This window comes from Pseudomonas sp. D5(2026) (genome assembly GCF_057766845.1).
The window spans coordinates 2,671,859-2,693,596 of record NZ_CM173421.1; the positions used below are offsets into that span (position 1 = coordinate 2,671,859).

19 protein-coding genes are annotated in these 21,738 nt (G+C 63.6%); 4 read left to right on the forward strand and 15 right to left on the reverse strand.

Features of this window, described 5'->3' with window-relative positions; all coding sequences use genetic code 11:
* Positions 1–58: 58 nt before the first annotated feature.
* Both treS and AC3B5Q_RS12315 read right to left on the reverse strand, forming a co-directional pair.
* Positions 59–2,125, reverse strand: coding sequence for a maltose alpha-D-glucosyltransferase (gene treS / locus AC3B5Q_RS12310; protein ID WP_488393105.1), 2,067 nt, complete (start codon positions 2,123–2,125; stop codon positions 59–61).
* Between the two features lie 191 nt (positions 2,126–2,316).
* A complete protein-coding gene (locus AC3B5Q_RS12315) occupies positions 2,317–3,234 on the reverse strand; it encodes a LysR family transcriptional regulator (RefSeq protein WP_021782403.1) in 918 nt (305 codons plus the stop codon).
* Positions 3,235–3,354: 120 nt separating this feature from the next.
* On the opposite strand from AC3B5Q_RS12315, the gene AC3B5Q_RS12320 reads away from it, so the two are divergent.
* The 3 genes from AC3B5Q_RS12320 (at position 3,355) to AC3B5Q_RS12330 (ending at position 6,061) form a co-directional block, all read left to right on the forward strand.
* Positions 3,355–4,113 (forward strand): 5-oxoprolinase subunit PxpA, encoded by a 759-nt coding sequence (locus AC3B5Q_RS12320; protein ID WP_021782404.1) that lies wholly within the window; start codon positions 3,355–3,357, stop codon positions 4,111–4,113.
* A gap of 92 nt (positions 4,114–4,205) precedes the next feature.
* Positions 4,206–5,093 (forward strand): 5-oxoprolinase subunit B family protein, encoded by an 888-nt coding sequence (locus AC3B5Q_RS12325; protein ID WP_021782405.1) that lies wholly within the window; start codon positions 4,206–4,208, stop codon positions 5,091–5,093.
* Positions 5,090–6,061, forward strand: coding sequence for a 5-oxoprolinase subunit C family protein (locus tag AC3B5Q_RS12330; protein WP_021782406.1), 972 nt, complete (start codon positions 5,090–5,092; stop codon positions 6,059–6,061). The genes AC3B5Q_RS12325 and AC3B5Q_RS12330 overlap by 4 nt, the downstream gene beginning before the upstream one ends.
* Positions 6,062–6,123: 62 nt before the next feature.
* On the opposite strand, the gene AC3B5Q_RS12335 is transcribed toward AC3B5Q_RS12330, so the two are convergent.
* From AC3B5Q_RS12335 to AC3B5Q_RS12365, 7 genes are all read right to left on the reverse strand, one after another.
* Positions 6,124–6,972, reverse strand: a complete 849-nt coding sequence (locus tag AC3B5Q_RS12335; RefSeq protein ID WP_021782407.1) for a TIGR03915 family putative DNA repair protein — start codon at positions 6,970–6,972, stop codon at positions 6,124–6,126.
* A complete protein-coding gene (locus AC3B5Q_RS12340; protein ID WP_392520186.1) occupies positions 6,963–8,183 on the reverse strand; it encodes a putative DNA modification/repair radical SAM protein in 1,221 nt (406 codons plus the stop codon). Before AC3B5Q_RS12340 ends, AC3B5Q_RS12335 begins: the two co-directional genes overlap by 10 nt.
* 135 nt (positions 8,184–8,318) lie before the next feature.
* A complete protein-coding gene (locus tag AC3B5Q_RS12345) occupies positions 8,319–9,875 on the reverse strand; it encodes an ArnT family glycosyltransferase (protein WP_392525972.1) in 1,557 nt (518 codons plus the stop codon).
* Between the two features lie 4 nt (positions 9,876–9,879).
* Positions 9,880–10,152, reverse strand: coding sequence for a lipid-A-disaccharide synthase N-terminal domain-containing protein (locus tag AC3B5Q_RS12350; protein WP_021782410.1), 273 nt, complete (start codon positions 10,150–10,152; stop codon positions 9,880–9,882).
* Positions 10,149–10,892 (reverse strand): glycosyltransferase family 2 protein, encoded by a 744-nt coding sequence (locus AC3B5Q_RS12355; protein WP_021782411.1) that lies wholly within the window; start codon positions 10,890–10,892, stop codon positions 10,149–10,151. The genes AC3B5Q_RS12350 and AC3B5Q_RS12355 overlap by 4 nt, the downstream gene beginning before the upstream one ends.
* A gap of 34 nt (positions 10,893–10,926) precedes the next feature.
* The gene (locus tag AC3B5Q_RS12360; protein WP_021782412.1) at positions 10,927–11,901 is read right to left on the reverse strand and encodes an NAD-dependent epimerase/dehydratase family protein; all 975 of its coding nucleotides are present in this window, start codon (positions 11,899–11,901) and stop codon (positions 10,927–10,929) included.
* On the reverse strand, positions 11,889–13,226 hold the full coding sequence (locus AC3B5Q_RS12365; protein WP_021782413.1) for a UDP-glucose dehydrogenase family protein: 1,338 nt from the start codon (positions 13,224–13,226) through the stop codon (positions 11,889–11,891). Before AC3B5Q_RS12365 ends, AC3B5Q_RS12360 begins: the two co-directional genes overlap by 13 nt.
* A 243-nt stretch (positions 13,227–13,469) precedes the next feature.
* On the opposite strand from AC3B5Q_RS12365, the gene AC3B5Q_RS12370 reads away from it, so the two are divergent.
* Positions 13,470–14,516: a class I SAM-dependent methyltransferase gene (locus AC3B5Q_RS12370; protein ID WP_488393106.1), complete on the forward strand. Its 1,047-nt coding sequence runs from the start codon at positions 13,470–13,472 to the stop codon at positions 14,514–14,516.
* Between the two features lie 129 nt (positions 14,517–14,645).
* Here AC3B5Q_RS12370 and AC3B5Q_RS12375 read toward each other — a convergent pair whose 3' ends face one another.
* From AC3B5Q_RS12375 to yghU, 6 genes are all read right to left on the reverse strand, one after another.
* A complete protein-coding gene (locus tag AC3B5Q_RS12375) occupies positions 14,646–15,890 on the reverse strand; it encodes a saccharopine dehydrogenase family protein (RefSeq protein WP_021782415.1) in 1,245 nt (414 codons plus the stop codon).
* 32 nt (positions 15,891–15,922) lie between these two features.
* The gene (nspC, locus tag AC3B5Q_RS12380) at positions 15,923–17,020 is read right to left on the reverse strand and encodes a carboxynorspermidine decarboxylase (RefSeq protein WP_003248125.1); all 1,098 of its coding nucleotides are present in this window, start codon (positions 17,018–17,020) and stop codon (positions 15,923–15,925) included.
* Between the two features lie 184 nt (positions 17,021–17,204).
* On the reverse strand, positions 17,205–18,122 hold the full coding sequence (locus AC3B5Q_RS12385; protein WP_275966969.1) for a pyridoxal-phosphate dependent enzyme: 918 nt from the start codon (positions 18,120–18,122) through the stop codon (positions 17,205–17,207).
* Positions 18,119–18,793 carry a helix-turn-helix transcriptional regulator gene (locus tag AC3B5Q_RS12390; RefSeq protein WP_103444498.1) on the reverse strand — a complete coding sequence of 225 codons (675 nt, stop codon included), beginning with the start codon at positions 18,791–18,793 and terminating at the stop codon, positions 18,119–18,121. The genes AC3B5Q_RS12385 and AC3B5Q_RS12390 overlap by 4 nt, the downstream gene beginning before the upstream one ends.
* Before the next feature lie 82 nt (positions 18,794–18,875).
* Positions 18,876–20,579, reverse strand: a complete 1,704-nt coding sequence (locus AC3B5Q_RS12395) for an amidase (RefSeq protein ID WP_266022367.1) — start codon at positions 20,577–20,579, stop codon at positions 18,876–18,878.
* Positions 20,580–20,772: 193 nt separating this feature from the next.
* Positions 20,773–21,615 carry a glutathione-dependent disulfide-bond oxidoreductase gene (gene yghU / locus AC3B5Q_RS12400; protein WP_021782419.1) on the reverse strand — a complete coding sequence of 281 codons (843 nt, stop codon included), beginning with the start codon at positions 21,613–21,615 and terminating at the stop codon, positions 20,773–20,775.
* Between the last annotated feature and the right edge of the window lie 123 nt (positions 21,616–21,738).

Sequence of the window (21,738 nt, forward strand, 5' to 3'; positions counted from 1 at the left end):
GGGCAGGCGGCGTGCTTGTGGGCGAAGCCGGTTTGCCGACGGCAGGGCCACACCAGATTCAAACATGCCCGCTGCTGTTGACGATCCGCAGGCACAGTGCCTCGTACGGGTCCAGGTTCACCATCAGGCGCCCGTCCTCGGTCAAATCGCCTTCAACCGTCTCGTTGATCATGTCGACCACCGGCCCAGGTGTGAACCCCGTCAACAGCAGTTCCTCGGCAATCGCGTCCTGGCCGAAGTTCAGCGCACTGATCTGGATACCACGTCCGGCTGGCAGCTCATGCACCATCACCAGCAGCCCCGGGCTGCTCACCTCAGGTACCAGCACCTGACGGCTGGTAGCGATGCCGTAAGCCTGGCGCACAGCCAGCAGTTTCTTCACCTTGCAGGCAAATGAATCACCCTCGTCCAGCTGGCTGTCGAGGCTGCCGTACAGCGCCCTGGCGCGCGGCATGCCACGCACTGAAGCCTCTGCCTGCGGGTCGAGCCCGGCGAGGTCATAGCCGCCCCGGTGAATCCATCGGGTATCGCCATCGAGCATGCGTTCGGCCACCGCTTCGGCGGGCAAGGGCAGGGCACCGACCAGGTCCCAGCCGGACAAGGCGACTACCCCCGGCTGCATGGCGTTGTACATGACCAGCAGCAGGTGCACCTTCTTGATCAATTCGATATCCGTTGCGCCAATCTGTTCGAGGTCGCGAATACCCAGTGCAGCGGCGATCAGGCTGGCGGTGGTGCAGGCAATGCCGTTGGTCACGAAACGCAGGTTGTACGGGGCATGCTCTCCCGACAGCCGTTCGTAGATCTCTTCGCGGATATGTTCGCGCAGGATGCTGCCAGGCAGGGTCTGGCCTTTGTACAGGTACATGTCGTGCGCGTGCAGTGTCCAGAAGTGCACCAGCTCCACGGTCAGTTCGTCATGGTTTTGCAAGGCATGGATCAGCGAGGCCGGGTCGATGCCGAAGGCGTGCATCTCCTTGAGCATCAGGCGCAGGAACTCGGTGTCGCCGGTCAGCAGCGCATGCTGGTAGGCCGGCCGGGTAATGAAATCGTAGGACAGGTCGGCACCGCCCCTGGACATCTGCGCAATGTCATCGAGGGTCAGGTTCAGCTCCTGGAAGCTGAAACCGCCGGCCTTGCGGATCATGCCGCCGATCAACTGGTTGCCGACGATCGACAGCGGGTGGCTTTCCGACCAGGCGGTGCCGCTGGCGCGGGTTTCCACGCCGAGAAAGCCGTTGGCGTCCAGGCGCAGGCCGCGGGCACCGAGGCAGTCCAGGGCGTGCAACGCATCACCAATGATCATTTGTTGGGCGGCGAAGGTCGGGTCCAGCCAGTTCAGCGACGGCTGGCCCTCTTTGAAGTAGTGCAGGTACACCCAGCGGCGGGTCTTGCCGTCCACGCCCGTGACCGGTGGCGTGGCGCTCCAGTCGGTTTCCTTCACGCCCGGCTCGAAGAAGATCACCCGTTGCAGCTGGCCAACGATGTAATGGCGCGCCTTCAGCTCGTCACACTGCGCGGGCAGCAGGTTGACCGCATCGCGTCCGGCGGGCACCTCGGGCAGCAGCGGCCAGTCTTCTTCGCGGATCTCGACCATGTGGTACAGCCCAGGGTAAGGGCCATGGGCGATCTCGGCCAGGCGGAAGTCGGCGCCCTTGCCGGTGTGCGAGGGGATCAGGTCGTCGATGGTCACGGCATTGTGCGCTGCGGCCATGCGGCTCATCTGGATCAGCTCCTGCTCGCTGCCGTACAGCGGGTCGATGTCGAAGCTGATGCGGTCGAAGTTGCCGTCCACGCTGGGGGTAAGCTCGCGGCCGCGAATGCCGCCGGACAGCTTGATCGGGCCGGTGTGCAGGCCCTGCACGCCGATTTCTGACAGGCGCTTCCACAATGCTTCGTGGGCCAGGGCACCGAGCACCGAGCAGCCCTCAGGGGCGATGATGGCGTCGGGGTAGACGGTGAGCCACACCGAGGCGATTTCCGTGGCGCGGCGGGGCTGGGCCTCGGCGTAGGGTTGTTGCCACAGGCGCGACTGGCCTGAGTACAGGCTGGCGCGGTCCTGGGAGGCCTTGAGCATGGCGCGGTCTTCGAGCCATTTGACGTATGACGGGTCAGGCTGGGTCATTTCGCGTCCTCTTTGCGTGTCGGCACAGGCTCAGATTATGACGGCATTGCGGCCTGAACGTTCGGCTCGAGATGGGTGTTGGTTTCTTCGCGGGCTTGCCCGCTCTCACAGGCTCCCATACCGCTGAAGATTTGCGCTGCACCTGTGGGAGCGGGCGCGCCCGCGAAGAGGCCGGGCCTGCAAAGGCAGGCTCAGCGCCGGGCCGACAACTGCTGCGGCGCCAGAAACGCATCATGGAAGTAATTGCGCACCGCCTGCATCGCCGGGCTGAATGCCCGTTCCCGGTGCCAGGCCAACCCTACGCTCATTGGCGTCACCGGGTCGCTGATGGTCACCGTCTCGATGCGCTTGCCCTCCAGCGACCACGGCCGGTGCACCAGGTCCGACAGGATTGCCACGCCACTGCCATTGGCCACCATGCTGCGCACGGCCTCCACCGAGCTGGTACGCACCCTTACGCCCGGGCGCTGCCCGGCCTGCTCCCAGTAACGCATGGCACTTTGCTCGGCCTCATCCACGGTCAACAGGATGAACGGCTCACAGGCCACATCGGCCAGGCTCACCGCCGAGCGTTCGCACAGCGGGTGGTGTGCGGGCAACCACAGCCGGCGCTCGGAGTTGAACAGGGTTTCTGAGACGATGTCGGGGTGGGTGAGGTTGGCGGTGAGCACCACCGCCATGTCGAAACGCCCCTCCAGCAGCCCTTGTTCGATGGCGCTGCGCTCCTGCTCGTACAGCTCCAGGGTCACCCCCGGATGCCAGTGCTCCAGGCGTTGCAGGTGGTGCGGCAGGAAGTAGCCGATCACCGTGTAACTTGCCGCCAGGCGTAACAGGCCACTGGCGCGCACGTCCGGAAGCGGGCTGTTCAACGCGTCGTCGACACTGCGCAGGATGACGTAGGCACGGTTCAAAAAGTGCCGGCCGGCCTCGGTCAGGCTCATGCCTTGGGCCGAGCGCTGGAACAACAGCACACCGAGCATCGCTTCCAGCTCCTTGATGGCCGTGGTCACTGCCGACTGGGAGATGTTCAGGTGGATCGCCGCTTGGGAGATCTGGCCGATTTCAGCGGTGGCAACGAAGTAGCGGACCTGGCGCAGGGTGAGTGACACGGTAGGCTCCCGGAGTATCTGATTTTCAGAAGACACCCCATCTGTTTATAGATCTTCCCAAGGGGGTGCGGAGAATCTAACGTGGCTTGCATGCAGTCACAAGTGCCAGGAGATGCCGTCATGCAAGCAGTAGACTTCAACTCGGACATGGGCGAGGGCTTTGGCCCGTGGACCATTGGCGATGGCGTCGACAATGAGCTGATGGGGTACATCAGCAGCGCCAACATCGCCACTGGTTTCCATGCCGGTGACCCCGGCACCATGCGCCGCACCGTCGAGCGCGCCAAGGCGCTGGGCGTTGCGGTGGGTGCACACCCGGGGTTCCGTGACCTGGTCGGCTTTGGCCGCCGGCACATCAATGCACCGGCGCAGGAGCTGGTCGACGACATGCTCTACCAACTGGGCGCGCTGCGCGAAATAGCCCGTGCCCAGGGCGTGCGTCTGCAGCACATCAAACCGCACGGGGCGTTGTACATGCACCTGGCGCGTGACGAAGAAGCCGCACATTTGCTGGTGGAAAACCTGCGGGTGATCGAGCCGGAACTGCTGCTGTTCTGCATGCCAGGTTCGGTGATCTGTCGCATTGCCCAGGCACTGGGCCAGCCGGTAGTTCGTGAGTTCTACGCCGACCGCGAGTACGACCTGAGCGGGTCGATCGTGTTTACCCGTAATGTGCGGGGCTACGAGCCCCAGGCGGTCGCTGAGCGGGTGCTGCGCGCTTGCCGCCAAGGCGTGGTGCGCACGGTCGAAGGCCAGGACCTGGCCATCGAATTCGACTCCATCTGCCTGCACAGTGACACCCCGGGCGCGCTGGACCTGGTCGAGGCCACGCGCAAGGCCCTGGATACGGCTGGCATCGTGGTGCGTGCACCGCGCTGAACCCGTCAGGTATCCGGCAAACACACAAGCCGGAGCCCGTGCATTTTGTTTTCGCCTGCCTTTCTATAAAGATTCCAAGAAAAGGAACTGTCATGGCCGAACCGCTTGCTACAACCCCGATTCGTTATAGCTTCGGCGCCGACGAGCACCTGTTTGCCGAAGTCAGCGAAAGCATGTCGCTGGAGGCCTTTTTCAAGGGTATGGCCGTCACCCGGGCGGTGGAGCGGCTGGCCCTGGATGGCGTGCTTGATGTATGCCTGGCCAACGCGTCTTTCCAGATCCGCTTCGACCCGGACCGTATCGCCCCCGAGGCACTGCTTGAAGCCGTGCGCGGCGCCGAGGCGCAGGCGGTGGCCGAGCGTTCGTTGCAGACGCGGATCATCGAGATCCCGGTGCTGTACAACGACCCCTGGACCCATGAAACCCTGATGCGCTTTCGGGATCGCCACCAGGACCCGACCAGCACAGACCTGGAGTACGCCGCGCGCATCAACGGCCTGGCCGATGTCGAGGCATTCATCGCCGCCCACAGTGGCGCGCCATGGTTCGTGTCGATGGTGGGCTTTGTCGCCGGCCTGCCGTTCATGTTCCAGATGGTCGAGCGCGAGCGGCAGCTGCAGGTGCCCAAATACTTGCGCCCCCGTACCGACACGCCCAAGCTCACCCTGGGCCATGGCGGCTGCTTTGGTTGCATCTACTCGGTGCGCGGGGCTGGCGGCTACCAGATGTTCGGCGTCACCCCGGCACCGATCTACGACCCGCAACAGACCTTGAACTACCTCAAGGAGCACATGGTGTTCTTCCGCCCGGGTGACATCGTGCAGTTCAAACCCATCGACCGCCGTGCCTATGACCAGGCGGTGGCGGATGTGGAGGAGGGCCGTTTTGACCTGCGCATTCGTCCCGTGGAGTTTTTCCTGGACGCCTTTCTCGCCGACCCGGTCGGCTACCCCAAATCGTTGCAGGAGGTGCTGGCATGATCAAGGTACTCAAACCGGGGCTGGCCACTTCTGTACAGGACCTGGGCCGCGAAGGTTACTACCACCTGGGTATCCCTCCGTCCGGCGCACTCGACCAGTACGCCTTGAGCGCAGCCAATCACCTGGTGGGCAACCCGGCCGGCGCTGCGGGCCTGGAGTGTGCGCTGGTGGGGCCGGAGCTGGAGTTCCAGCAGGACGCACTGGTCGCTGTGTGCGGTGCGCAGATGCCAGCGTTGCTCGATGGCCGCGAGCAGCGCCCGGACACTGCGTTTGCCGTGCGGGCGGGGCAAGTGTTGCGTTTCGGGTTTCCAACAGCGGGCGCCCGGGCCTACCTGGCAGTGGCCGGAGGCATCGATGTGCCCGAGGTACTGGGTAGCCGGTCCACCTACGTGCTGGGCGCGTTGGGTGGCTTTCATGGGCGCAAACTGATGGCGGGCGACCTGCTGCCGGTGGGCGTGCCCAGCGGCAAGACCCGTGCCGGTGCAAGCTTGCCCATGGCCCTGCGTCAGGCCCTGGGGGGCGAGGTGGTGTTGCGGGTGGTGCCTGGGCTGTACTTCCACCGCCTGACCGAAGCTGCAGCGCAACGTTTCTTCACCGACGCCTGGACGGTTGGCTCCGAAGCGGACCGTATCGGCTATCGCTACAAAGGCGGCAGCGCCTTGAGTTTCCAACCGCGCGAGCAGCCGTTCGGTGCGGGGTCGGACCCGTCCAATATCGTCGACAGCTGCTACCCGATCGGATCGATCCAGGTGCCGGCAGGGTTGGAACCGATCATCCTGCATCGCGATGCAGTGTCGGGGGGCGGCTACGCCATGATCGGCACGGTGATCAGCGCCGACCTCGACCTGATCGGGCAGATGCAGCCCAACCAGCAGGCGCGGTTCCTGCCGGTGAGTCTGGAGCAGGCACTGGAGGCGCGGCGTTCGTACAAGAAGAAGCTGGCCTGCCTGGCCAGGCTCTTCAGTTGAGGATAATGGCTTCGGCGTAGCAGCGGCCTTGTGTCTAGACGGGGCCGCAACAGGCTCCGCGGCTACACCGAGCGCGCAGGCTTGCTGATGGTCTTGCCGGTTTGCGAGGCCACCTCAAGGGCTTGGCCGTCCCGCTGTTTGCCTTGGCGCGCCAGGCCTTCAAGCTGCGGTATCAGCATGCCTTCCGGCAAATGCCGCCAGAACCGCCCTGGCATGTGCAGGCGCAAGGCGTCCGGGTTGAGGCGGGCCGGGTTGAAGGTGTGGCGGTAGTAGGTGCGCCAGAGTTCGGCGCCGGGGTCTTCGGCGTTGCGGGCCCACTGGCGCCAGGGCTCGGGGCAATGGCGCTGGTAGTCGAACGCCTGGCCGTCGAAGCGAATGCCATCCTGTGGCGTGGCAATCAACCAGCGCAAACGCCCCAGGCGGTCGGCGAAGTGCGCGCTGGCACTTTGCAGAATGTCGTGTGCAGGCTCGTGATAGGCCACCAGGTCGAGCTGCAAGTGCTCAGCCAGTTCCTCAGGCAGCGGCACGAAGCGTACAAACGCGTGCAAGTGATGCGCCTCGCGGGTTACCTGCTTGATGCGCCGTTGCAGCTCACTGCCCAGCCGGTCACCCGCCAACATTGCCGTGCGGTCGCCATGGGCGACGCGCCACAGCACTTCATACAGCAGGTTCCAGCGCTGTTCGCCACGGTAGCGAGAGGCCTGCTCCAATTGGCTCAGCAGTGCGGCCGGGACTTTGGCCCGGAAAGGGCCAGGCCCTTCAGGCGGCGCTGCCGGCACGGCCAGCAGGTCCGCCATCGGGCCTTGCGACCAGGTGACTTCCGATGGGTCGATGCCATGCCCCAACAAGCCCCGGGCCTGATCGCGCCAGGTGGCGAACAGGTCGTCGCAGTCGAGCGCGATCACCCCCATAACCCCATCTGCACGGGCGCTGGCGGCTCACTCAAGCGCGCTCGCAGCAAGCCGCTGCGCAGTTCGGCCTGGGCGGGGCGGTAGTCGCTGGTGACGATGAATGGACGTGCCTTGTCCAGCACGCAGCGCAGCTGGATCAGGTCGTCATAACGGATGCGCCGCTCCCGCCGCAGGGCGACCAGGCGCTGTACGCTGCGCAGGCCGATGCCGGGGATACGCGCCAGTAACGCCGGTTCGGCGCGGTTCACGTCCAGTGGGAACACTTCGCGGTTGGCCAGTGCCCAAGCCAGTTTGGGGTCGATGTCCAGTGCCAGGTTACCGCTGTGGTCCAGCAGCTCGCCAGCCTTGTAGCCATAGCCACGCAACAGGAAGTCGGCTTGATACAGGCGGTGTTCGCGCAGCAGCGGTGGTGCGGCGAGGGGCACGCTGCCGGGGCTGTCGGGGATCGGGCTGAAGGCGGAATAGTACACGCGCTTGAGGCCGTAGCCTTGGTACAGCGATTCGGCATTGCGCAGCAAGGTGCTGTCGTCGGTGCTGTCGGCGCCGACGATGACTTGGGTGCTTTGCCCGGCCGGGGTAAAGCGCGGTGCCCTGGGCTCGTTGGCCACGGCCTGCTGGCCCTGATGAATCACGCCCATGGCCTGGCGAATGGTGCGCCCTTGCTTTTCCGGCGCCAGGCGCTTGAGGCTGGCCTCGGTGGGCAGTTCGATGTTGACGCTGAGGCGATCGGCCAGGCGCCCGGCCTCTTCGATCAGCAGCGGGTCGGCATCGGGGATGGCCTTGAGGTGGATGTAGCCGCGGAAGCTGTGCTCTTCGCGCAACAGCCGGGCCACACGGATCAGCTGCTCCATGGTGTAGTCCGCTGAGCGGATGATGCCGGAGCTGAGGAACAGGCCGCTGATGCAGTTGCGCCGGTAGAAGTCCAGGGTCAGGCGTACCACTTCCTCGGGGCTGAAGCGCGCGCGTGGCACGTTGCTGGAGCGGCGGTTGACGCAGTACTGGCAGTCATACAGGCAGAAGTTGGTCAGCAGTACCTTGAGCAGAGATACGCAGCGACCGTCAGGTGTGTAGCTATGACAGATACCCATGCCATTGGTAGCACCCAGGCCGTCAGCACCACGCGAGTTACGCTTGGGCGCGCCGCTGCTGGCGCAGGAAGCGTCGTACTTGGCGGCGTCTGCCAGGATGCCGAGTTTGGCGATGAGTTGCATGGCGGTGTCTCGCTATACTGAATATTCATACAGTATTTTGAGATTTGATGGATTGCAAGCGTCATGGGCGGGGGAGCGCGAGTTCGACCTTGAGTCGTCATTCGCCAGAACACCCACTCGGCAGGGGCCGGCTGGTCAATGCCCGGTCCGTTCCTCAACCGCCGGCGGGCTGTGCCCCGTGTCGGCCCAGGCGAAGTGGTAGACGTTGTTGGGGGCACTGGCCTGACACTGGCCGTTGTCGGCATCTGCACCGACTACATACCATTCGGCCCGCGAGGTCTCACCCAGCTTGCGGGCCTTGTCGGCGCTAAAGCACAGGCCCAGTTGGTTGGCAGGAACCAAGGCGAAGGCGGTGGGGTGCTGGCGCAGCCAGTAGACCGCTGCATCCACTTTGGATTGGCCGGTGAAACCGAAGTGCACGATGGGTTGCCGGGCAAACAGCCAATGCCCCTCGCGCCAGTTGATCAGCACCAGTTCGGCACCAGCAGTGGCCTGTGCGGCGTCGCTCATCAGCGTCTCATGCGGGTTGCGGCCCTCCTTGGCGGGCTCGACGAAACCACGCGCGAACCACAGGGCGAACCATACCAAGGCTACTGTGGTAAACGCCTTGCGCCAGCCCGGCCGGCGCTGCCACCAGCGCTTGAGCAGCCACGGCACGAGCGGCGCCATCGCCAGAATCAAGCCAGGCAGCGCCGGGAAAATGTACAGCTTGCGCTTGCCGGTACTGAGGCTGAAGAACAGCAGCACCAATGCCACCCAGCCAAGCAGTAGCAGGAAGCGGCCATCGCGCTTTTGCAGTTGCCGGCGCCAGGCCGGTATCAGCCAGGGCAGGGCCAGGATCAGAGGTAGCCAGTACTTGGGGATGACCTTGACGAAGAAGTACCAGAACGGCTCGCGATGGTCCCAGGCATTGGCGTAGCGGCTGGCGGTCTGACGCAGCAGGATTTCCTTCAGGTAGGCCAGCTCTGCGGCGCCGCCGCCATGGGCGATCGACACCAGCAGCGGCAGCAGCCACACGGCGCAACCGGCGAGTAACCACAGCAGCCCCAGGCTCCAGCGCCATCCCTGGCCGGGCATGGCGACTACGCCGCGCCAGCGATGGCGCACCGCCCAGGCATAAGGCAGCAATATCAGCGCCGGAACAAAACCCACTCCCTTGCTGATAATGCCCAGGCCCATGGATGCGCAAGCCAGGTAGAACCAGCCCCAGGCGGGCCCCAGTAGCAGGTGGCGCAGCATGCCGTAGAGGCCCAGCGCAACCCAAAGGCACAGGAAACTGTCGATCTGCCCGGTGCGCAGGATGCTGTAGCTCTGGTAGGTGGCCAGGAACAACAAGGCAGCGATCACGCCGGTGCGCCGGTTCCACAGGCGCCGCCCGAGGTCATGCAGTACCCAGGTTATGGTCGCCGCCGACAGCAGCCCTGGCAGGTAGAGAGCAACTTTGGGTGCGCCGGTCAGGTAGCTGAACAGCGCCACGGTCCACATGAACAGCGGTGGCTTGTCGCCATAGATCTCCGCTGCCCGGTGCGGAATGAACCAGTCGCCACTCTGGAGCATTTCCAGGGCCACGCCGAGGAAGCGTTCTTCATCGACATTCATCGGCTGACGCCAGCCGATTCCCGCGCCCACCAGCAACACGGCGAGGGCGATCAGGGCCAGGCGTTCGGCCCCGATTGTCTTGAACTTAGGCAAAGGGCTATTCCTTCAGGTGCTGGTGACGGGCAATCAGTTGCAGGTTGCGCAGGTAGACCAGAAAGCCGAAGCTTTGGCCGATAATGAAGACCGGGTCCTGGCGGTAGATGGCGTAAGTCAGCAGTAGCGCGCTGCCGAGCATGCTCAGGTACCAGAAGCCCACCGGGATCACGCTACGGCGTTTGAGTTCGCTGTACAGCCACTGCAGCACGAAGCGCCCGGTGAAAACGGCCTGACCCGCGAAGCCGATGATCAGCCAGAGGGTTTCGCGGGTCATCCTTCAAGCTCCTGCGGGCGGCTGTGCAGGCGGGTGCGGCGGATTAGCCACCACACCCCGAACAAGTCGAGGATGCCGACCAGGGCGCGGTCCAGGTTGCCGTACTTGGAGACACCGGCGTGGCGTGGCCGGTGGTTGACCGGGTGCACCAGCATGCGGCCGTTGTGGCGCAGGATCAGTGCCGGAATGTAGCGGTGCATGTGGTCGAAGTAGGGCAGGTGCAGGAAGGCTGCCCGCTCGATCAGCTTCAGCCCGCAGCCGGTGTCGGGCGTGGCATCCTTGAGCAGGCGGCTGCGTAGGCCGTTGGCAAAGCGCGAGGCCCAGCGCTTGCTGGCGCTGTCACGCCGGTTGACCCGGTGCCCTGCCACCAACTTGACGCCGCCGGCCAGGTTCTGGCTGGCGCGCACCAGGGCTAGCATGCCGGGGATGTCTGCCGGGTCGTTCTGGCCGTCGCCATCCAGGGTCGCCAGCCAGTGGCCACGGGCCACCTGGGCGGCATGCCACAGCGAGGTGCTCTGGCCCAGCGAACGGTCGTGACGCAGGATGCGCAATTGCCTGTAGCCCTGGCTTTTCAGTTGTTGCAGTACGTTCAGGGTGCCGTCGCTGCTGCCGTCGTCGACCACCAACACTTCGTAGTCTTCGGCCGTGAGTGCAGCACGAATCTCCATCAGCAGTGACGGCAGGTTGTCGACCTCGTTCTTGGCGGGGATGAGTACCGAGAGGTCAAGTGGATCGCTCATGAGGCTACCTGTGATCGTGTTGTGAGTGCGTGGATCAAACCCGGTAGAAACCCCGGTACCAACCAACGAAGGCGTTGACGCCATGTTCCAGCGACGTGCCAGGGGAGAAGTCGATCCAGCGTGTCAGTGAGCTTACGTCGGCCCAGGTTTCCAGTACGTCCCCCGCTTGCAGCGGTAGGTAGTCGCGCTGGGCCTTGATACCCAAGGCGTCCTCCAGGCAGTCGACAAAGTGCAGCAGCCTTACCGGCTGACCGCGGCCGATATTGAACAGTTGGCAGGGTGGTTTCCCTTCGACCGGGCGGGGCGGTTTCAGGCGCAGGCGCACGATGCTCTCGACGATGTCGTCGATGTAGGTGAAGTCGCGGCCCATCAGGCCGTTGTTGTAAAGCGCTATCGGCCGGCCTTCGAGCATGGCGCGGGTGAACTTGAACAGCGCCATGTCGGGGCGGCCCCAGGGGCCATAGACGGTAAAAAAACGCAGGCCGGTGGTCGGCAGGCGGTACAGGTGCGCGTAGCTGTGCGCCATCAGTTCATTGGCGCGCTTGCTGGCGGCATAGAGCGACACTGGCTGCTCGACCGGGTCGTCGATGCTGAACGGCAGCTTGGCATTGGCCCCGTACACGGAGCTGCTGGAGGCGTAGATCAAGTGGCGTGGTGGCTGCGCTCGGCAGGCCTCGAGAACATTGAGGAAACCAACCAGGTTGGCCTGCCCGTAGGCACCAGGGTTGTCCAGTGAATAGCGCACGCCGGCCTGGGCTGCCAGGTGGATCACCTCGCTGAACGCCTGCCTGGCGAACAGCGGTTGCAAATCGGCAGGGTTGGCGATGTCGAGGGTATGGAAGTGGAAGCTGGAAAAACCGAACAACGCCTGCAGGCGCGCCCGCTTGAGCTCGACGCTGTAGTAGGCATTAAGGTTGTCGATACCGACCACTTCGATGCCGGCCTCGCACAGGCGCCGCGCCACGTGGTAGCCAATGAAACCTGCCACACCGGTAATCAGTACGGGCATACTGGCTGCACCTGGCCACGGCCGATCCCGTAATAAGTCAGGCCGGCGGCGGCCATGTGCTCGGGCTCGAACAGGTTGCGCCCGTCGAACACCACCCGGTCGGTCAACTGCTGCGGCACCTTGTCCAGATTGAGTACGCGGTAGTCCTGCCACTCGGTGACGATCACCAAGGCATCTGCGCCCTTTAATGCATCGTCCTTGCAGGGCACCAGTTGCAAGTCGGCACGCGGGCCGTAGTGGCGCCGGATTTCTTCCATGGCCTGAGGGTCGTGGGCCTGGACCCGCGCACCCGCGGCCCACAACGCTTCCAGCAAGACCCGGCTGGAGGCTTCGCGGATATCATTGGTATTGGGCTTGAACGACAACCCCCACAGGGCAAACACCTTGCCCCGCAGGCCGCCGGGGTAGTGGCGCTGGATCTTGCTGAACAGCCGGCCCTTCTGCTGCTCGTTGACCGACTCTACTGCGCGCAGCAACTGTGTCTCGAAGCCTTCTGCCTCGGCACTGTGGCGCAGAGCTTGCAGGTCTTTGGGGAAGCAAGAACCGCCAAAACCGCAGCCGGCGTAGATGAAGTCATAACCGATGCGCGGGTCCGAGCCGATGCCACGGCGCACCATTTCGATGTCGGCCCCCAGGTGCTCGGCCAGGTTGGCGATTTCGTTGATGAAGGAAATCTTGGTGGCCAGCATGCAGTTGGCCGCGTACTTTGTCAGCTCGGCGCTGCGCGCGTCCATGACCATAAGCTTTTCGCGGTTGCGGCTGAACGGCAGGTAAAGCTCGCGTAGCAACTCCACTTCGGGCGCCTCTGCGCCGCCGATGATGATGCGTTCGGGGCGCATGCAGTCATCCACCGCAGAGCCTTCCTTGAGAAACTCCGGGTTGCTGATCACCTGGAAGCGGCTGGTATCGGCCACGGCCTGGGCGATGCGAGCCTTGATGCGGTGTACCGTACCCACCGGCACGGTGGACTTGTTGACGATCACTTTGGGCCCGTCGGCATGTTCGAGGATGCTGTCGACCACGGCAAAAACATGCTTCAGGTCGGCGCTGCCGTCGGCTTGCGGCGGGGTTCCGACGGCAATGAACTGCAACCTGGCATAGTTGGCGGCCGCTGCGGCGTCGGTGGTGAAGGACAGGCGACCGCAGGCGAGGTTCTTCTTCAGCAGCGGCGCAAGGCCGGGCTCGAAGATCGGGCAATGTCCTTCACTCAGGCTGGCAACCCGATCGGCATCGACATCCATGCACAGCACCGAATGGCCCACCTGGGCCAGACACACCGCCTGGGTCAGGCCGACGTAGCCGGTTCCGAAAACCGTGACCTTCATTTGACAGCTCCTTGATAAGAAAGCTGAAAAAAAATGTCACATCGTTGTTTAGGAATTGTTACCTGAAGGATGTTTCGTGGGCCATGAGGCCGTTATTCCACGGTGCCCAGGCAGAGCATCTAAACTTACTGACAGCTCGCGGTAGCGAATCGTACCGCGAACCGACACCCTTGAACCGACCACCGCCTCCCCGGAGTGGACGTCCCTCGCTGGCGATGGCCTTCTTGCAGAGGAGGGCAGGTCATGGACGAGGCAAAGCTTCACGATTTCATGGGCAAGCTGGTGAGCGACATGGGCGCAGCGGCGACGCTGGCCAACGTCATCCTCGGCGATGAACTGGGGCTGTACCGGGCCTTGGCGGACAGCCAGGCGGTCACCCCGGAGCAACTGGCGGAAAAGACCGGCTGCCACCCGCGGCTGGTGCGCGAATGGTTGAATGCCCAGGCGGCCTCGGGTTACATGGTCCATGAGAAGGGCCATTTCGTGCTGCCTGAGGAACAGGCCATGGCCCTGGCGCTGGAGGACTCCCCGGCCTACATGGCCGGCGGCGCGGCAGTGGTGGCAGCGCTGTTCCATGACAAGGACAAGCTGGTAGCCGCCATGCGTGGCGATGGCGGGCTGGCCTGGGGCGATCACCACCCGTGCATGTTCAGTGGTACCGAGCGGTTTTTCCGGCCGGGGTATCGCACCTTTCTGGTGGCGGATTGGCTGCCGGCGCTGGAGGGTGTGGTGGCCAAGCTGCAGGCGGGCGCCAAGGTGGCGGACGTGGGGTGCGGTCATGGTGCCTCGACGCTGGTGATGGCGCAGGCGTTTCCGGCGTCGACCTTCGTGGGGTACGACTATCATGAGCCTTCGATCGCAACCGCCAACGAGCGTGCACGTGAAGCGGGGCTGGAGGCGCGGGTGAGCTTCCAGCAGGCCAGCGCCAAGGACTATCCGGGGCATGACCATGACCTGGTGTGTTTCTTCGATTGCCTGCACGACATGGGTGACCCGGTCGGGGCAGCCCGGCATGCCTACCGTGCTTTGAAGGCGGATGGCACGGTCATGCTGGTAGAGCCTTATGCCGAGGACTCGCTGGAGGGTAACCTGACACCGGTCGGACGGTTGTTCTATGCCGCGTCTACCTTCATCTGCACGCCGAATTCGCTGTCGCAGGAGGTGGGCCTCGGGCTGGGCGCACAGGCCGGAGAAGCGCGCTTGCGGGCCGTCTTCGAGGAGGCGGGGTTCAGCAGGTTCCGCCGGGCGACGCATACGCCGTTCAACCTGATTCTGGAGGCCCGCAAGTAGAGGTAAGCCTGCGCCGGCCTCTTCGCGGGCTTGCCCGCTCCCACAGGTTACGTGCTTGTTTCAGGCCTGTGACGATCCTGGACCTGGAAAGCAGAAGGGGCGCCATGTGGCGCCCCTTCTGTTTGTTGCTTAGGCTTCAGCGTCCCAAGGACGATCGCCTTTTTCATCTTTGACGCGGGTCGGCAGGCCCATCACGTCCAGCGCCTTGAGGAACGGCTCGGCTGGCAACTCCTCGACGTTGACCATGCGCTTGGCATCCCACTCGCCACGGGCAACCAGCAGGGCGGCAGCCACTGGTGGTACGCCGGCGGTGTAGGAAATGCCCTGGCTGTCGGTCTCGGCGTAGGCTTCTTCGTGGTCAGCCACGTTGTAGATGAACACTTCGCGCGGCTGGCCATCCTTGGTGCCTTTGACCAGGTCACCGATGCAGGTCTTGCCGGTGTAGCCAGGGGCCAGCGAGGCTGGGTCTGGCAGTACGGCCTTGACCACTTTCAGCGGCACCACTTCCAGGCCTTCGGCGGTTTTCACCGGCTGCTCGCTGAGCAGGCCCAGGTTTTTCAGAACAGTGAACACGTTGATGTAGTGCTCGCCGAAGCTCATCCAGAAGCGCACGTTCGGTACATTGAGGTTCTTCGAAATCGAGTGAACTTCATCGTGGCCGGTCAGGTACAGGTTTTGCGAGCCTACCACTGGCAGGTCGTCGGTACGCTTGACCTCGAACATGGTGTTGCTGGTCCACTGGCTGTTCTGCCAGCTCCACACTTGTCCGGTGAACTCGCGGAAGTTGATTTCCGGGTCGAAGTTGGTGGCAAAGTACTTGCCATGGGAACCGGCATTGACGTCGAGAATATCGATCGAATCAATGCTGTCGAAATATTGCTGCTGCGCCAGCTTGGCGTAGCTGTTCACCACACCCGGGTCGAATCCGACGCCGAGAATGGCGGTAATGTTCTTGGCCTGGCACTCTTCGAGGTGTTTCCACTCGTAGTTGCCGTACCACGGCGGGGTCTCGCAGATCTTGCCCGGCTCTTCGTGGATGGCGGTGTCCAGATAGGCGGCACCCGTATCGATGCAGGCACGCAGCACCGACATGTTGAGGAAGGCGGAACCCACATTGATCACAATCTGCGATTCGGTTTCGCGGATCAGTGCCTTGGTTGCCTCGACATCGAGGGCATTGAGCGAGAAGGCCTGGATGTCGGCGGGCACCTTGAGGCTACCCTTGGCCTTGACGCTGTCGATGATGGCCTGGCATTTGGAGATGTTCCGTGACGCGATAGCGATACGACCCAGTTCGTCGTTATGCTGCGCGCACTTGTGGGCCACCACCTTGGCGACACCTCCTGCACCAATGATAAGAACGTTCTTCTTCAATTTACCTTTTGCTCCTTACTTGAAAGCCGGTCTTACGACAGGCTGGAAACGTAGTCTTCGAAACCGAACTCGCGGACGACTTCGACGCTGCCGTCGAGCTGCTTGACCACGATGGAAGGCATCTTCAGCCCGTTGAACCAGTTTTTCTTGACCATGGTGTAACCCGCCGTGTCGATGAACGACAGGCGATCGCCAATGGCCAGCGGACGGTCGAATTGGTACTCGCCGAAGATATCACCGGCCAGGCATGACTTGCCGCAGACCATGTAGGTATGCTCGCCGTCATTGGGGGCCATCTTGGCGTTGAGGCGGTAGATCAGCAGGTCGAGCAGGTGCGCTTCGATCGAGCTGTCGACCACGGCCAGGTGCTTGCCGTTGTACAGGGTATCGAGCACGGTCACTTCCAGCGAGGCGCTGTTGGTGATGGCTGCTTCGCCGGGCTCCAGGTATACCTGCACGCCGTATTTTTCCGAGAACGCCTTCAGGCGCGCGCAGAAGGCGTCCACTGCATAGTCTTCACCGGTGAAGTGAATGCCGCCACCAAGGCTGACCCACTCGACCTTGTGCAGCAGGTGGCCGAAACGCTCTTCGATGTGCGTGAGCATCTTGTCGAACAGGCCGAAGTCACCGTTCTCGCAGTTGTTGTGGAACATGAAACCGGAAATCTGTTCGATCACCTGCTCGATCTTGGCCGGGTCCCATTCGCCCAGGCGGCTGAACGGGCGGGCCGGGTCGGCCAGCAGGTAGTCGGAGCTGCTGACCTGCGGGTTGACGCGCAGACCACGCACTTTGCCTTCGGACTGTTCGGCAAAGCGCTGCAGCTGGCCGATTGAGTTGAAGATGATCTTGTCGCAGTTCTCAAGCATCTCCTCGACCTCGTCGTCGGCCCAGGCCACGCTATAGGCATGGGTTTCGCCGGCGAACTTCTGGCGGCCGAGCTTGAGCTCGAACAGGGAGGACGAGGTGGTGCCGTCCATGTACTGCTGCATCAGGTCGAACACCGACCAGGTGGCGAAGCACTTGAGGGCGAGCAGCGCCTTGGCACCGGAGTGTTCGCGCACGTAGGCGATCTTCTCCATGTTGCTGAGCAGCTTGGTTTTATCGATGAGGTAATACGGCGTCTTGATCATTTAAAGGCCCCCGGCCAGGCCGGCCAAAAAAAGGACACGCATTGTGCCTTCACTTGCCGCAGACCGAAAGGGCGGGATACGCATTTCGTCAGGGTTGACGCGATTGCGAGGGCTTTTCGGTTGCGGCGAGCCTAGTAGATCAGGTGCATGTGACTGTCGTAATCACCCCCGACAGATGGCAGCTTCAGTCTGCCTGCTGCAGCCACGCCCTGATCTGCTCCAGTGTTGCGGTAGCGCCGCCACAGACCACCACCAGTACATTGCGCAAGGCGCCCAGTGCCTTGGCATCATAGGCCACTGCCAGCGCCGCCCCGCACGCGGGCTCGACCAGCACACGGTGGTCCAGCAGGAACCGCTCACAGGCCTCCAGCGCTGCGCGATCGCTGACCAGGTGGCTGTGCACCGGATGCTGCTGCACGCATATCAGCGCCTGATCAGCCACACGCTTGGCCCCCAGCGACGTCGCCACCGAGGCGATACGCTCCAGCTCCACCGAATGGCCGGCCTGCATGGCCGCATGCAGCGACGCCGCGCCCTCGGTTTCTACCGCCAGCACCGGCACGTCGCCCCAGCCATTGCGCTTCAGGCCCTCCACCACGCCGCTGAGCAAGCCGCCACCGCCGACTGACAACACCACCGCGTCCGGCTTCAGGCCGGCTTCGGCCACTTCATCCACCAGGCTGGCATGCCCGGCCCACAGCAGTGGGTCGTCGAATGGGTGGATGAAGGCATCGTTCGGGCCTACTAGTGTCTGTGCCAGGGCGTTGGCCTCTTGCCAGGAACTGCCGTGCACCACCACCTTGGCGTTTTCCAGGTGCAGCAGCTCCTTGGCCCGTTCGGTGGTGGTTTCGGGTACCACCACGGTCACCGGCACCCCCAGCTTGCGTCCGGCGTAGGCGACTGCCAAACCGGCATTGCCGCCTGACGAGGACACAAAGTGCCGGGCACCGAGCGCCTGGTGTACCTCGCAGGCGTGGCCTACACCGCGCAGTTTGAACGAACCGCAGGGTTGCAGGGCGTCGAGCTTGAGCCAGATATTACGGCCGGCAGCCAACGACAGCGGGCGCGATTCGATCAGGGGTGTATGAATGTGCAAGGTCATTGGCTGGCTCCGCGTAGTTGCTCGAGGTAGTTGTAAATGGTGTAGCGCGTCACGCCGAGGGCGCTGGCAGCCTTCTCGACGCCGCCCTTGACGATGAACAGGCCGCGTTCCTGCATGACGCGCACGGCCTCGACCTTGGCCTGTTTGTTCATTCGCCCCTGGCCGCTGCGCTGCAGGGCGGCCTGGATGATCTCGCTCATCAGCAGCTCCATGTCGGCTGGTTCGTTGACCGCCGGTATGGCTCCCAGCGGCTGCAACTGCTGGAGAAAGCTCATGGCAGCATCGAGGCCGGTGACGTCGGTGTTGACGCACAGGCTGGCGAACGGGTGGCCGCTGCTGTCACGGAAAATTGCCGTGGCACTTCGTAGCGTGCGGCCTTTGAGCGTAGTGGGGTAATCGGGCAGCACCACCGGCTCACAGCCGTGCTGGTCGGCCGAGGCCTGCATCAGTGCCTTGAAACCCTGGTCCTGCTCCGGTGCGGCGAGGATCGGGCTGCCCAGGCTGCGGCCGGAAAGATGACCATTGACGATCGCCACCACCGAGTGCTCGGGGTGGTCAAGGTCGTGCAGGAGAATTTCCATGTTGCGCGCGGCAACGCTGCCCAGGGCCTGGATGGCGGCCTTGAGCACGGTGAGGGTGAGTTGGCGTTCTTCGCTGGGGGTGATAGGCATGGCAGATCGCAAAATCAACTGTTTGTGTATTTTTACACATATGGTTGAAATTCGCGATCTGCTTTTAGGGGCCCTGTAAGACTCAGCCAAGCGCCGGCGTGCGCGGCGGGATCATCCGGCGCGAGCCGGTCGACTCGAAGGCGGCAGCAAAACTCAGCAGCGCGTTGTCGCTATAGGCCTTCCCGGCAAAGGTCAGCCCCACCGGCATACCGATATCGGCCATCACGCCCATCGGCACGGTCACGGTCGGAACGCCCAGGTGACGGATTGCCAGGTTGCCGTTGGCTACCCAGATACCGTTGCTCCAGGCGATGTCCGCCGATACCGGGTTGATATCGGCATCGGCCGGGCCAACGTCGGCTACGGTGGGGAACAGCACCGCGTCCAGGCCCAGCTTGTCCATCCAGTCTTCCAGGTCCAGCTTGCGGGTCTGCTCCAGGCCGCGCAGGCCGTCGGGCAGTGTTTCGATCTGGTCCCAGGTCTTCAGACCGCGTTTGGCCATGTTGACGTACTCGTCCATGCCGGCAGCCAGGTCGTCTTCACGGTTGGGCAAGGTGCCCGGGTCGTGCGGGAAGATCTTCAGCCCGTCGACATCGGCCAGGCGGTTAAGCTTGGGGTCATCGTTGGCGCGCAGGAAGTCGTCAAAGGCCCAGCCCGACAGTTCCCACAGTTCGTCATGCAGGAACGCTTTGCTGACGATGCCACGGTTGTATACGGTCGGCGCGCCTGGGCGGTCACCTTCACAGTTGGACACCAGCGGGAAGTCCACTTCCAGTACTTCGGCACCCGCTGCTTCCAAGGCCTGGCGTGCTTGTTGCCACAGGTCGATCACCGTAGCGCGGGTGTTGATGCGTTGGCCGGTCGGCCCGCCGATGCCCGGTTTTTCGGAGGTGCCTGCTTCGGGGTCGGCATTTATATACATGCGTGGTACGCCAAAGCGCTTGCCCTTGAGCGCGCTGGCATCCACCGCCAGCTCAAGGTACGACGCCGGACGTACCGTCGAGGCAGCCGGGATCGGCACCCACGGCTGCAGGCGCCACAGGTCGCCGCGCTTGTCGGCGTCATCGGCGACCACCACGTCGAGGATTTCCAGCAGGTCGGCCATGGTGCGGGCATAGGGCACCACCACGTCCATGGTCGGCGTCAGCGGCCAGTTGCCACGCACCGAAATCACTCCGCGCGACGGGGTGTAGGCACACAGGCCGTTGTTGGACGCCGGGCCACGGCCGCTGGACCAGGTTTCTTCGGCCAGGCCAAAGGCGCTGAAACTGGCGGCGGTGGCGGTACCGGCACCGTTGGACGAGCCCGAGGCGAAGGGCGCGGTCAGGTAGTTGGCGTTGTACGGGCTTTCGGCGCGGCCATAGACGCCGCGCTGCATGCCACCGTTAGCCATGGGCGGCATGTTGGTCTTGCCCAGGCACACGGCTCCGGCGGCGCGCAGGCGCTCGATGGTGAAGGCGTCGCGCTGGGCGACCAGGTCCTTGAAGGCAGGGCTGCCGGAGGCGGCAGTCAAACCTTTGACCAGGTAGCTGTCCTTGGCGGTGTAGGGGATACCGTCCAGCGGGCTAAGCACCTGGCCCTTGGCACGGCGGGCGTCGGAGGCCTCGGCTTCTTTCAGCGCCTCCGGGTTGCGTACCACTACGGCGTTGAGGGCAGTGGCGGTGTCGGCGCCATCGTAGGCGTCGATACGTGCCAGGTAGGCCTTGACCAGCTCGACCGCCGTCGTGCGGCCCGACTCGAGCGCGTCGCGCAGCTCGGCAATGGAAACCTCGGTTACCTCGATCATGCGTTCACCAAAAAAAAATGTGCAGGTAGGGGCTAATGCGAGGAGTGTACAAGAAGGGCTTGGTGGGCGCAGGTTTGCGCAGGGGCAAATGGTTTTATGCAGGGGGGCATTGTCGGGGGGCATTAACAGGCATTACGCGGTCCTTTGCCGGGGCGGCCTTTTGTTGACAAAGGCCGCCCCCACACCGTCTGCGTCAACCGGCCAGGTCTGCGGCGCTATGGCGCTCCGGCACCTGGCTGTTTTCATCTCCCCAGGTACGGTTCACCCGTGTACCGCGCTGCACCGCAGGGCGCAGGGCAATTTCCTCGGCCCAGCGCTGTACGTTCGGGTACTCGTCAACCGCCAGGAACTGTGCGGCGTCATACAGGTTGCCGCGTACCAGCTGGCCATACCAAGGCCACACGGCAATATCGGCAATACTGTATTCCTCGCCGCCCAGATAACGGCTTTCGGCCAAGCGACGATCAAGTACGTCCAGCTGACGTTTGGCCTCCATGGTGAAGCGGTTGATGGCGTACTCGAACTTTTCTGGTGCATACACGTAGAAGTGGCCAAAGCCACCGCCCAGGTAAGGCGCCGCACCCATCTGCCAGAACAACCAGTTCAGGCTTTCGGTGCGCGCAGCCGGCGATTTTGGCAGCAAAGCTGCGAACTTCTCAGCCAGGTACAGCAGGATCGAGCCTGACTCGAACACCCGCACCGGCGGCTCCACGCTACGGTCGAGCAGGGCAGGAATCTTCGAGTTGGGGTTGACCTGGACGAAGCCACTGGAAAACTGATCACCCTCGCCGATGCGAATCAGCCAGGCATCGTATTCGGCACCGGCGTGACCCAGGGCAAGCAGCTCCTCAAGGGCAATGGTGACCTTGACGCCATTGGGCGTGGCCAGGGAATACAGCTGCAGCGGGTGCTTGCCCAGCGGCAGGTCCTTGTCGTGAGTCGGGCCGGCTACCGGGCGGTTGATGCTGGCGAACTGGCCGCCGGAGGCTGCGTCGTTGCGCCAGACTTTGGGTGGCACATAGGCAGGCTTGCTCATGCATGAATCTCCTTCAATGGCGCGAGAACGTCACGTAACAACGTGGACCTGCATCTATGCCACGGGTTCGATACGATACGCAAATGCACGGGGCGCCGGCGCAACATGCATGACGGCGGTTTC

Excerpts from the sequence above, each read along its gene's own strand:
- AC3B5Q_RS12325 (WP_021782405.1), top strand. The coding sequence starts at position 4,206 with ATGGCCGAACCGCTTGCTACAACCCCGATTCGTTATAGCTTCGGCGCC.
- yghU (WP_021782419.1), bottom strand. The coding sequence starts at position 21,615 with ATGAGCAAGCCTGCCTATGTGCCACCCAAAGTCTGGCGCAACGACGCA.
- AC3B5Q_RS12330 (WP_021782406.1), top strand. The coding sequence starts at position 5,090 with ATGATCAAGGTACTCAAACCGGGGCTGGCCACTTCTGTACAGGACCTG.
- AC3B5Q_RS12395 (WP_266022367.1), bottom strand. The coding sequence starts at position 20,579 with ATGATCGAGGTAACCGAGGTTTCCATTGCCGAGCTGCGCGACGCGCTC.
- treS (WP_488393105.1), bottom strand. The coding sequence starts at position 2,125 with ATGACCCAGCCTGACCCGTCATACGTCAAATGGCTCGAAGACCGCGCC.
- AC3B5Q_RS12390 (WP_103444498.1), bottom strand. The coding sequence starts at position 18,793 with ATGCCTATCACCCCCAGCGAAGAACGCCAACTCACCCTCACCGTGCTC.
- AC3B5Q_RS12385 (WP_275966969.1), bottom strand. The coding sequence starts at position 18,122 with ATGACCTTGCACATTCATACACCCCTGATCGAATCGCGCCCGCTGTCG.
- AC3B5Q_RS12365 (WP_021782413.1), bottom strand. The coding sequence starts at position 13,226 with ATGAAGGTCACGGTTTTCGGAACCGGCTACGTCGGCCTGACCCAGGCG.
- AC3B5Q_RS12360 (WP_021782412.1), bottom strand. The coding sequence starts at position 11,901 with ATGCCCGTACTGATTACCGGTGTGGCAGGTTTCATTGGCTACCACGTG.
- nspC (WP_003248125.1), bottom strand. The coding sequence starts at position 17,020 with ATGATCAAGACGCCGTATTACCTCATCGATAAAACCAAGCTGCTCAGC.
- AC3B5Q_RS12350 (WP_021782410.1), bottom strand. The coding sequence starts at position 10,152 with ATGACCCGCGAAACCCTCTGGCTGATCATCGGCTTCGCGGGTCAGGCC.
- AC3B5Q_RS12370 (WP_488393106.1), top strand. The coding sequence starts at position 13,470 with ATGGACGAGGCAAAGCTTCACGATTTCATGGGCAAGCTGGTGAGCGAC.
- AC3B5Q_RS12335 (WP_021782407.1), bottom strand. The coding sequence starts at position 6,972 with ATGGGGGTGATCGCGCTCGACTGCGACGACCTGTTCGCCACCTGGCGC.
- AC3B5Q_RS12355 (WP_021782411.1), bottom strand. The coding sequence starts at position 10,892 with ATGAGCGATCCACTTGACCTCTCGGTACTCATCCCCGCCAAGAACGAG.
- AC3B5Q_RS12320 (WP_021782404.1), top strand. The coding sequence starts at position 3,355 with ATGCAAGCAGTAGACTTCAACTCGGACATGGGCGAGGGCTTTGGCCCG.
- AC3B5Q_RS12340 (WP_392520186.1), bottom strand. The coding sequence starts at position 8,183 with ATGCAACTCATCGCCAAACTCGGCATCCTGGCAGACGCCGCCAAGTAC.